Below are 10,236 nucleotides of genomic sequence, written 5' to 3'. Positions count from 1 at the left end.
TCGAACCCCGCGGCCCCATCGAAACCGAAGCAGCACGCCGCCCAGCCCAAGACCACGACGACTAACCACCCAGGTTCCGCAACACCCTCTCAGGGAATCAGAGTCTCTGAAGGTGGCCCTCACGGCCCTTCACCGCTAGCCGAACACGCCGTTTTCGGTGACCACCGCGGTGATCAGCGCGGTGGGCGTGACGTCGAAGGCCGGGTTGAAGACCGCCGCTCCGTCCGGCGCGATTCGAGTCCCGCCGAACTCGGTCAGTTCGACGGCCGCACGTTCCTCGATGGTGATGTCCGCGCCGGTGGGAATGTCTTTGTCCACAGTGGACGTCGGCGCGACTACCACGAACGGAACTCCGTGGTGGGCGGCGGCGATGGCCAGGCCGTAGGTGCCGATTTTGTTGGCCACGTCGCCGTTCCCCGCGATCCGGTCCGCGCCGACGAGGACGCAGTCCACCAGTCCGCGCGCCATCGCCGCGGCTGCCGCGCCGTCCGGTTGCACGCGGTAGGGCACTCCGGCCTGCTCGAGTTCCCAAGCGGTGAGCCGGGATCCCTGCAACAACGGTCGCGTCTCGTCGACCAGCACTGACTCCACCAGCCCTCGTGCGTGCAGATGCCAGACGACCCCGAGCGCGGTGCCCCACGCGACGGTCGCCAGGTGTCCGGTGTTGCAGTGGCTGAGCAGCCGCAGCGGCCGGCGCGGGCACGCGTCCAGCACAACCTCCGCCGCGTGCGCCGACGCGGTGCGGTTGCGCTGCTCGTCCTCGTCGAGCATCGCCTGTGCCTCGGCCAGCACCGCGTCGGCCCCGTCCGGCAGCCGGTCCAGCGCCCGGGAAACGCCCCAAGCCAGGTTGACCGCCGTCGGCCGGGCCTGCGCGATCCGGTCCGCCTCCGCCCGCACATCCCCGCCCTGGTGAGCCGCCAGCGCGACGCCCAGCGCGCCGGCCGCCCCCAGCGCCGGTGCCCCGCGAACCGCCAGCCGCTGGATCGCGTCGACCAGTTCGGTGACCGTGCGCAGCGTGAGCGTGCGGTACTCGCCCGGAAGCGCTACCTGGTCCACGATCACGATCGCCCCGTCGGCCCAGTCGACTGTCCTGCGCATGCGCCCCTCCCGGTCCGGAAATCCCGTGGCGGCCCGCCGCGTGCGTGCGCGACGATCCGCCTCGTGACCATTCAACGGCAGAACCCGCCCGCTTCGCACCCGACTCCCGGCTATCACCACGTGACCACCGTCGACGCGCGCCGCACCGTGCACCTCGCCGGCCAGTGCCCGCTGACCGCCGACAGCCAGGTCGTCCCCGGCGACGTCCTCGCACAGGTGGACCAGGTCGTCGCCAACACCGAGACCGCGCTGGCCCACGCCGGGGCGACCCCGGAGGACGTGGTGCGCACGGTGATCTACGTGGCGACCTCCGACCAGCCGGTCCTCGCCGCGGTGTGGGATCGGTTCGTGAACTCCCCGATCGCGGCGGCGTTCACCACCGCGAGCACGCTGCTCGGGGTGACGTGCTTGGGCTTCCGGGGCCAGCTCGTCGAGCTGGACGTGACCGCCGCGCTCGCCTGAGTCACCGTCCAGCCGCGGCCAGGCTGCAGCGCGACACCGTGTCCGTCAGCTCGGCGCGGTCGAGGTTGCGCCCGATGAGGACGAGCTTGCTGACTGGCGGCTGCTCGCCCCACTCGCCGGCATCCGTCAGCTCATAGATCCGATGCACGCCTTGCAGCACCGTGCGGCGGTCGAAGGCGAGGATTCCCTTGAACCGGTACAGATCGTCGCCGCGTTCGGCAAGCAGGGCGGTGAGCCACTGTTCGAACGCGGCGCGGTCCAGGGGGCAGTCGAGTTCGATCGAGACGGATTCCAGCGTCGGGTCGTGGTGGTGGGACTCGTCTTCGAGCCAGTCCGGGTCGGCGGCGACCGTGCGGTTCAGGTCGAAGGCGTTGACGCCGAGGATGTCGTTCAGGTCGACGCTCCCGTAGCTGGACGTCAGGATGTCCGCGGTCGCGTTGACCGAGCGCAGCCGCGTGCGCAGTTCCTCGATTTCCGGCTCGGTGACCAGGTCGATCTTGTTGAGCACGATCCGGTCGGCGAACGCGATCTGGTTGCTCACCTGGCCGCCGACGCCGTCGTGCTCGCCCTCCTCGAGGTGGCTGCCGACGTGCCGCGCGTCGACCAGCGTGACGATCGCGTCCAGCGCGAAGGCCGAGGCCACCTCGTCGTCCACGAAAAACGTCTGCGCGACCGGGTTCGGGTCGGCCATGCCGCTGGTCTCGATGAGGATCCGGTCGAACCGTTCGCGGCGGCGCAGCAGCGACTGCAGGATTTCGATCAGGTCGGTGCGCGCGGTGCAGCACAGGCAGCACCCGTTGCTCATCTCGATGATCTTCTCGTCGCCGCCGAGCACGAGCGCGTTGTCGATCGGGATCTCGCCGAACTCGTTCTCGATCACCGCGATCCGGTGCCCGTGGTCCGCGGTGAGGATGTGGTTGACGAGCGTGGTCTTGCCGGAGCCGAGAAAGCCGGTCAGTACGGTCACCGGGATTTTGGCCATGATGATTCCCTCCTTAAACGTTCCCGCCGAGAATCCGGCGGGCGTGCTGGCGTGCTTCTTCCGAGACGACGATGCGATCGCCGTCGAAACGCGGGCCGCGGGTGGCGTCCAGGCCCATCCGGGACGTCGTGCCGTCGGAGCCCGAGGACGGGTCGAGCGGCGAGCCGGGCAGACCGTCCACAGTGAACAAGTCCTGGTGCGGCTGGAAATGCGTGGCCAGCGCCCATAAAACTTCACTGTCATTGGTGACGTCGACGTCCTCGTCCACTGCGATCACAGTCTTCACGTACGGGTCCCAGCCGAGCAATCCGAGCATGACCTGCCGGGCTTGACCGGGCCGTCGCTGCTGTAGTGCGACATAACAGTGGAAATGCGTGCCGGACGTCGGATAGTGCACTGCGGTGACGTCCGGGAACCGAGCCTTGAGTTTCTCCGCCATCTCCGATTCGCGCGGCACGCGGGCGAGATTCAGGTGCTCGTCGGTGTTGCCGCCGACGACGTCGATGAGCATGGCGTCGGAACGGCGCAGCACGGTCTGAACGCGGAGGACGTTGTTGGTCGAGCGATTCGAGGAATAGCCGGAGAATTCGCCGAACGGTCCCTCGTCCGCGTGCTCGGAGGCGTCGATCGTGCCCTCCAGCACGAAGTCCGACCAGGCCGGTACGCCGATGCCGTGCTGCGGCGTACGCACGACTTCGAGCGGTTCGCCGAAAAGCCCGCCAGCCACCTCGCGTTCGTCCACGTCGTAGCCGACCCGCGCGGACGCGGCCAGCATGAACAGCGGATGCCCGCCGAGCACCATCGCGACCGGCATCGGTTCGCCGCGTTCGGCGTACTTCCGCAACATCCGCCACAGATCGCCACGAGAATGCAGGCTGGTCGCCAACTCGGTGCGGGAATGCGGCATCGCGCGGTGATAGCTGAGATTGCCGACGCCGGTGTCCGGATCCTCGGCGACGATGATTCCGCTGGTGACGTAAGGGGATCGGTCGCTGGCGAAGTGCCGGAGCATGGGGATGGTCGCCAAGTCGACCTCGGTCGTCACGTCGTCCAGTACCGGTCCGCTGTCGACTACTTTCGGCGGTACCGCACGAAGCGCACGGTGCTGATAGGCACTGTGCAAACCGGACGGTCCGGTATCGAGCATGCGGGCGATGCGCTGCCGCGAGGCGAACATATTGCTGACTACCGGCACGTCGAGCCCGGTCACCTTCCGGAACAGCACCATCTCGTGCCGTCCGGCCGCGGCCAGTTCGTAAATCACCCCGGTGACGCCCTCGTCGGCCGGGACGGGATCGTCGAGGACGAGCACGTCTTCGGGGAACTGTCGGCGGTACTGGTCAACGAAAGCATGGGGATCTTGCCGGTGGTTCACCGCGAAACTCCTTGCGAGGCGGGCGGCCCCTGCCAGCGTGCGAACAGTTCGTTCTCGATGCCGAACTGGTCGAGCACCTTGCCGGTCAGATGGGCGAGGATGTCCTCAATGGACTCGGGCTGGTGGTAGAAGGCGGGAACGGGCGGGAGCACGGTCGCGCCAGCCTCGGTGACCGCGACCAGATTGCGCAGATGCACGAGGCTCAACGGGGTCTCCCTGGCCACGAGCACGAGCGGACGGCGTTCCTTCAGGGTCACGTCGGCGGCGCGGACGAGCAGGTCGTCGCTGTAGCCGTGCGCGATCCCGGCGACGGTTTTCATCGAGCACGGCACGACGACCATGCCCATGGTGCGAAAGGAACCGGACGCGATCGGCGCGGCGATGTCCCCGCGCGCGTGGCGGACGTCGGCCAGTTCGGCGACCTCGGCGGGCGGCATCCCGGTTTCCAGTTCGACAGTGCGGTGGGCGGCCCGGGACATCACCAGATGCGTTTCCACCGTGCCGAGCTTGCGCAGCGCGGCCAGCAGGTGGACAGCGAGGTGCGGGCCGCTGGCCCCGGTGATGCCGACGATCAGCCGGGGCCGCTGCGGTTCGGTGCCCATGACGTCCTTTCAGGACTGGGAAAGCTTGGCGGCGGGTTCTCGGTGCACGAGCGGCTCTTCCGGCCGCTGTTTCCGGCGGGCGAAGAAAAGCAGATTCAGCAGCACCGCCAAGACCGTGCCGGTAGCGACGCCGCTCTTCAGGAAAACCTGGGCGGCGAAAGGAAACTGCTTGTAGAAGTCCGGCGCTCCGGCCGGGATCAAACCGACGCCGAGCGACAGCATGACGATCACGAGATTGCCGGTCTTGTTGAAGTCTACTCGGGACAGCAGCTGAATGCCGGACACGGTCAGCGCCGCGAACGTGGCGACGGCCGCCGCGCCGATCACCGGTTGCGGGATGGCCGCGATCACCCGGCCGATCGGTTGCACCACCCCGAAAATCACCAGGATCACGCCGCCGGCCGCGACCGGGTAGCGGCTGCGCACCTTGGTCAGCGCGACGAGCCCGATGTTCTGGCCGAAGGTGGTGTAGGCGAAGCCGTTGAACACCCCGCTGAGCGCGGTGAGCAGTCCGTCCACCCGGAGCAGATTGGCGATGTCGCGCGGCCCGACTTTCTTTCCGACCACCTGGCCGACCGCGAGACCCTGTCCGGAAGCCTCGACCATCAGCACGAAAACGATCACCAGGAACAGCAGGATCGACGGAATGTCGAATTGCAACGTTCCGTAATGCATCGGTCGCAGCAAGCCGAAAACGGGCCCGTCGGCCACTCCGGCCAGGCTGCCCAGGCCGGTCAGCCAGCCGACGACCGCGCCGACAGTCAGCGCGAGCAGCATCGCGAGCTGGCCGAGCAGACCGCGGAACACCCGGTAGAACACCGCGATCAAGGCGAGCGTGAACCCGGCGAGCGCGAGATTCGCTGGCGCACCGTAGTTGTGCGCGGACGGACTGGAACCGGCGATGAGTTTCAGCCCGACCGGGATCAGCGTCAGCCCGATCAACGTGATGACCGTGCCGGTGACGACTTCCGGGAACAGCTTGAGCAGTTTGCTGAACAACGGCGCGATCAGCACCCAGAGCACGCCGACCACGAGCAGCGAGCCGTACACAGTGGACAGGCCTTGGGTGCTGCCGATCAGCACCATCGGCACGATCCCGTTGGACGCCGCGCCGACCACGAGCGGCATCCGGATGCCGAACTTCCAGACGCCGAACGCCTGCAGCATAGTGCCGATCCCGGCGAGCACCAGGTCGACGCTGACCAGGTCGGCGATCTGCGCCTGGGGCAGGCCCAGCCCGGCGCCGACCACGATCGGCACCACGACGACACCGGCGTACATCACGAGCACGTGCTGCAGACCCAGCAGCACCAGCGGGCCGAATCGGGGACGTTCGTCCACCGGGGACGGGGGAGACGGGTGATTGGCCATGATTCCCTCACCTCGTTGGGCCGGCGGGGCCGGGAAAGGCCGGGCCGGGCGGATCGCGGGGCGTCGCCGGAGCCGGACGGGCTTCCGGCGGCGATGACCCCCGGCCGCGCGCGCATCCTGCCGCCGCACCTACGGGGTTAGGGTAGTTCCGAAGATTTTTCCTTCCCTGCAAGGAGTTTCGACTATGGTGCATCGGAAGCCGCCGACGGTCAATACCCGGGCGCGGCTTCCCCTCCGGTGCGCGGAGCCCGTTCGCGGCGGTTGAGCACGAGGTTCAGCAGGAACGCCGCGATGCCGCCGGCCGCGATGCCGCTCGTCAGCACTGTCTGCACCACAACGGGCAGATGTTGGTAAAACTCCGGCGCGCCGACCGGAAGCAAGCCGAAGCCGAACGAGATGGCGACGATCAGGATATTGCGGCCGTTGCTGAGATCCGCCTGGCTCATGATGCGCAACCCGACCGCCCCGACGGTGCCGAACATGACCACTCCGACGCCGCCGAGCACCGGTCCGGGCAGGGACGCGACGGCCGCCCCGAGTTTCGGCACCAGGCTCATCAGCACCAGCACCGCGCCCGCGGTGGCGACCACGAACCGGCTCATCACGCGGGTGATGCTGACCAGGCCGACGTTTTCGCCGAAGGTGACCACGGTGAACGAGCCGAACACGCCGGCGAACGCGGTGCCGATCCCGTCCGCGCGCAGTGCCCGGGAAATCTCGGGCGGCCCGACGTCGCGGCCGACGATCTGCCCGATGGCGAGCGTGTCGCCGGTCGATTCCACCATGTTCACCAGCTGCACGATGATCATCGGCAGCAACGCGGACAAGGCGAACGTCGGCATGCCGAATTCGAACGGCTTCACCACGCCGACCCACTCCGCCTGCCCGACCGAACTGAAGTCCGCCATGCCGAGCGGGATCGCCACGAGCGTGCCGGCGGCGAGCGCGATCAGGATCGCGAAACGGCGCACCGCGGGCGGCGCGAACCGTTCCAGACAGACAGTCAGCACAATGGTGCCCAGCCCGAGGATCAGCCGTCCGGTCGAACCGTGATCGGTGGCGCTGGGATTGGACCCGGCGATCAGCGTCGCGGTGGAGGGCAGCAGCGAGAACCCGATGATGGCGATGATCGTGCCGGTGACGATCGGCGGGAAGAACCGGATCAGCTTGCTGAACCACGGCGCGATCAGCCAGGTCAGCAACCCGGCGACGATCGTCGCGCCGAAGACCGCGGGCAGCCCGGCCTCCTTGCCGACGATGATCGCCGGGGTGATGCCGGTGAAGGTCGAGCCCATCACGATCGGCAGCCGGACGCCGACGTTGCCGATCCCGAGCGTCTGCAATAGCGTCGCGATGCCGCTGACCAGGACGTTCGCCGTGATGAGCGTGGCGATCTGCGCGGTGGACAGGCCGACGCCGAGCCCGATCAGCAGCGGGACGGTGACCATTCCGGAGTAGGCGACCAGCAGGTGCTGGATGCCGAGCGGCAGCATTTGCCGCAGCCGGGGGACGGCGTCGACCGCGTCGCGGGTCGTGGCCTCGGCTCGGGTGGTGCGCGGACGGAATCGCATGGTTTCCTCCACAGCGGGGAAGGGGAGCGCGGATCACCGCGCCCAGGGAGTGAGCAGTCCGCCCATGCCGCTGCGCTTCAGCAGCCGGGCCGCGTGCCGTTCCGCCTCGTCGGCGGCGGCTTCTTCATCGACGCGGACGCACTGTCCGGCGCGGTAGACGATCTCGCCGCCCACGATCGTCAGCTCCACATCGGACCCGCGGGCGGAGTAGACGAGGGCGGCGACAGCCCGGTGCACCGGGCGCAGGTGCGGACGGTCGAGCGCGGTCACGATGACGTCGGCGAGTTTTCCTTCGCTCAGCACTCCCGCGTCGATTCCGGCGTAACGGGCTCCCTCGCGGGTGGCCATTTCCAGCGCGTCCTCGGCCCGCAACGCCGTCGGGTCCAAAGTGGCCGTTCGCTGGGCGAAGACGCTGAGCTTCATCGCCTCGAAAAGATCTTGCCGGTGGCCGCAGCTGGGACCGTCGGTGCCCAGCGCGACCGGGACGTTCTGCTTTCGCAGGCTCGCGATCCGCGCGGTGCCGGAAGCGAGGTAGCCGTTCGAAGCCGGGTTGTGCGAGATGCCCGCTCCGGCGGCGGCGACCTGCTCGATTTCGGCGTCGTCCAGCCAAATCGCGTGCGCGAGGGTGGCCCGTTCGTCGAGGAGGCCTTCCTTCGCGAGCCATTCCACCGGCCGGACCCCGTGGGTTTCGAGGTAGCTGACCGGATCGGTTTTGCTCTCGCAGCAATGGGTGTGCCAGCGAGTGCCGTATTCCCGGGCGAGCTCGACCGTCTGGCGGACGAGTTTTTGTTCCACGTAGCAGAGGTTGAGCGCGGCCGGCCACACCGTGACCTTGGAGCCTCGCGGCCGGTGCTGCATCGCCTCGCGAGTGATCGCGAATTCGTCTTCGCTGGAATAGCGGAACAGTTCGATCGGCTGCCCGCGGCGGTCGGCGATTTCGGTGCGCTCGCCCAGCATGCCGCGGGCGACCGCGCCGCGAAGCCCGGCCTCCTCGATGACGTCGGCGACGGCGAGCGTCGTTTCGAGATCGCTTGGCGCGTAATGGTTGTCGATCACCGTCGTGATGCCGGCGCGCAACGCCTCGACCGCGCCGAGCCGTGCCCCGGCCACTGCTTCGGGCCCGGTGATCGCGATCGAATACGGCCACATGAATTCGCACAGCCACGGCACGATCGACATGCCTTCGCCGAGACCGCGGGCGAGTGCTTGGTAGAGGTGGTTGTGCCCGTCGACCAGGCCGGGCAACACCGCTTTGCCGTGACAGTCGACGACCTCGTTCGCGCGCCAGCGGTCGGTGCCCGATCCCGGTCCGACACCGGCGATCCGGTCGCCGATAATCGCGACGTGGCCTTTCCGGTGGACTGTGCGCTGGTCGTCGACGGTCACCACGGTGCCGCCGGTCAGGAGGAGGTCGCAGGGTTCCGCAGCCGACATCGGGCCGCCCTTCCCCGGGCGGGGTCGGACCCGGCCCGGCGGTCGTCTCCAGCGCGCGGCTGGAGGCAGCTGGCCGAACGGTTGGCCCGAAACGGGAGGTCACCGGCGCCCGGCAGCGCCGCCGGGTCGTTCAATGCAAAGCCCTCGCGGGACCGGTGTCAAGAGCTTCTTCCGGAAAAGTATTGCCGCGCAACGGATTTGGCGATCATGTGTTGACAGCGGGCGGAGAAGGTGCTGCACTCGGTTGCGCCGGAGCGCTGATCGCGCTTCCGGGTCCCGTAGGTGCGGTGAAGCGCGGCCGGGGAGTCCTTTACTCAAGTCTTGCGTAAGGAGACATCCGGTGATTATCGATACCCATGTCCATCCGACGAATCTCGTCGACGAAGCCTGGCGGCACACCGGAACCCCGTTCACCGGCGAGCGCACGCTGGAAATGATGGACGGTCCATTCTGGATCAACGGCAAGCCGCGGCGCGTGGACGTCAGCTGCATCATGCCGCCGCCGGGGAACACGACCTGGCGCGAGGGCAACAAAACCGGCCGCGAAGGCATCCGCGAGTACCAGGCGTACGTGACCTCGCTGGTGCAGCAGTACCCGGACCGGTTCGTCGGGAACTTCATGTACAACCCGAGGTTCGGCCCGGAGAACGGCGCGGCGGAGCTGGCCTTCCACGTGAAGGAATACGGCTACAAAATGCTGAAGCTGCACGCCAACATGCATTCCTACCGCCCGGACCGGGCGCTGGACTGGCTGCGCCCGGTGATGCGGGTGTGCGACGAGCTCGGCGTGATCGTGCTGATCCACACCGGGGACGGGCCGTACTCGATCCCGACCCAGTTCTATCCGATCATCCGCGAGTTCCCGAACGTCACGTTCATTCTCGGCCACTTCGGCATCCAGACCGGCGGCGTCTACTGTTTCGAGGCGTTCTGGATGATCCAGGACTCGCCGAACGTGATCGGCGAGTCGGGCTGGCTGCTGCAGTCGCGGATCGTCGAATTCGCCAAGGAGATGAAGAAGAGCGACCTGGTCTTCGGCACCGATTCGCCGCCGAACGAGCCCGGCATGTGGGCGCGGGAGCTGGAAGTGCTGTGCCACCAGCCGCCGCAGGGCCTGAACCTGTCCGAGGACGATCTGGAAGGCTACCTCGGCAACAACATGGCCAAGCTGCTCGGCCTCGCGCCGACGCCGCCGCCGAAGGACAAGGCGGAAGCCGAGGCGTATTTGCGCGGGGACATTCCGCAAGCCTCGGCGGCGAATACGCACGCGTCGCATTATCTCGGCTACACGCCTTCGGCGTGGGCTGAGGCCGCGAACTCCTGATTCGGTGCCGCGTCGGC

The 10,236-nt window shown here is 68.0% G+C and carries 9 protein-coding genes; 2 read left to right on the top strand and 7 right to left on the bottom strand.

Features of this window, described 5'->3' with window-relative positions; genetic code table 11:
- Positions 1 to 135 precede the first annotated feature (135 nt).
- Entirely contained in the window at positions 136 to 1,098 is a 963-nt protein-coding gene (gene mtnA / locus ACZ7SW_RS40725; RefSeq protein WP_470235697.1) for an S-methyl-5-thioribose-1-phosphate isomerase, read from the bottom strand.
- A gap of 63 nt (positions 1,099 to 1,161) precedes the next feature.
- On the opposite strand from mtnA, the gene ACZ7SW_RS40720 reads away from it, so the two are divergent.
- Positions 1,162 to 1,560 (top strand): RidA family protein, encoded by a 399-nt coding sequence (locus ACZ7SW_RS40720; RefSeq protein WP_470235696.1) that lies wholly within the window; start codon positions 1,162 to 1,164, stop codon positions 1,558 to 1,560.
- 1 nt (position 1,561) lies between these two features.
- Here the strand turns inward: ACZ7SW_RS40720 and ACZ7SW_RS40715 are convergent, their stop codons facing one another.
- The 6 genes from ACZ7SW_RS40715 to ACZ7SW_RS40690 all read right to left on the bottom strand — a co-directional run bounded on the left by ACZ7SW_RS40715 (position 1,562) and on the right by ACZ7SW_RS40690 (position 8,895).
- Positions 1,562 to 2,542, bottom strand: coding sequence for a CobW family GTP-binding protein (locus ACZ7SW_RS40715; protein WP_470235695.1), 981 nt, complete (start codon positions 2,540 to 2,542; stop codon positions 1,562 to 1,564).
- A 13-nt stretch (positions 2,543 to 2,555) separates the two neighbouring features.
- Positions 2,556 to 3,917 carry a UbiD family decarboxylase gene (locus ACZ7SW_RS40710; RefSeq protein WP_470235694.1) on the bottom strand — a complete coding sequence of 454 codons (1,362 nt, stop codon included), beginning with the start codon at positions 3,915 to 3,917 and terminating at the stop codon, positions 2,556 to 2,558.
- Positions 3,914 to 4,519, bottom strand: coding sequence for a UbiX family flavin prenyltransferase (locus tag ACZ7SW_RS40705; protein WP_470235693.1), 606 nt, complete (start codon positions 4,517 to 4,519; stop codon positions 3,914 to 3,916). The genes ACZ7SW_RS40710 and ACZ7SW_RS40705 overlap by 4 nt, the downstream gene beginning before the upstream one ends.
- A gap of 9 nt (positions 4,520 to 4,528) precedes the next feature.
- The gene (locus ACZ7SW_RS40700) at positions 4,529 to 5,890 is read right to left on the bottom strand and encodes a nucleobase:cation symporter-2 family protein (RefSeq protein ID WP_470235692.1); all 1,362 of its coding nucleotides are present in this window, start codon (positions 5,888 to 5,890) and stop codon (positions 4,529 to 4,531) included.
- A gap of 209 nt (positions 5,891 to 6,099) precedes the next feature.
- The gene (locus tag ACZ7SW_RS40695; protein ID WP_470235691.1) at positions 6,100 to 7,461 is read right to left on the bottom strand and encodes a nucleobase:cation symporter-2 family protein; all 1,362 of its coding nucleotides are present in this window, start codon (positions 7,459 to 7,461) and stop codon (positions 6,100 to 6,102) included.
- A gap of 33 nt (positions 7,462 to 7,494) precedes the next feature.
- Positions 7,495 to 8,895, bottom strand: coding sequence for an amidohydrolase family protein (locus ACZ7SW_RS40690; protein WP_470235690.1), 1,401 nt, complete (start codon positions 8,893 to 8,895; stop codon positions 7,495 to 7,497).
- A 340-nt stretch (positions 8,896 to 9,235) separates the two neighbouring features.
- Between ACZ7SW_RS40690 and ACZ7SW_RS40685 the strand changes: the two genes are divergently transcribed.
- Positions 9,236 to 10,219, top strand: a complete 984-nt coding sequence (locus ACZ7SW_RS40685; RefSeq protein WP_009081542.1) for an amidohydrolase family protein — start codon at positions 9,236 to 9,238, stop codon at positions 10,217 to 10,219.
- The last annotated feature ends 17 nt before the right edge of the window (positions 10,220 to 10,236 follow it).

This window comes from Amycolatopsis sp. NPDC114484, assembly GCF_055633755.1.
This window is presented reverse-complemented; position numbering and strand designations above follow the sequence as displayed.

Excerpts from the sequence above, each read along its gene's own strand:
- ACZ7SW_RS40695 (WP_470235691.1), bottom strand. The coding sequence starts at position 7,461 with ATGCGATTCCGTCCGCGCACCACCCGAGCCGAGGCCACGACCCGCGAC.
- mtnA (WP_470235697.1), bottom strand. The coding sequence starts at position 1,098 with ATGCGCAGGACAGTCGACTGGGCCGACGGGGCGATCGTGATCGTGGAC.
- ACZ7SW_RS40690 (WP_470235690.1), bottom strand. The coding sequence starts at position 8,895 with ATGTCGGCTGCGGAACCCTGCGACCTCCTCCTGACCGGCGGCACCGTG.
- ACZ7SW_RS40705 (WP_470235693.1), bottom strand. The coding sequence starts at position 4,519 with ATGGGCACCGAACCGCAGCGGCCCCGGCTGATCGTCGGCATCACCGGG.
- ACZ7SW_RS40715 (WP_470235695.1), bottom strand. The coding sequence starts at position 2,542 with ATGGCCAAAATCCCGGTGACCGTACTGACCGGCTTTCTCGGCTCCGGC.
- ACZ7SW_RS40700 (WP_470235692.1), bottom strand. The coding sequence starts at position 5,890 with ATGGCCAATCACCCGTCTCCCCCGTCCCCGGTGGACGAACGTCCCCGA.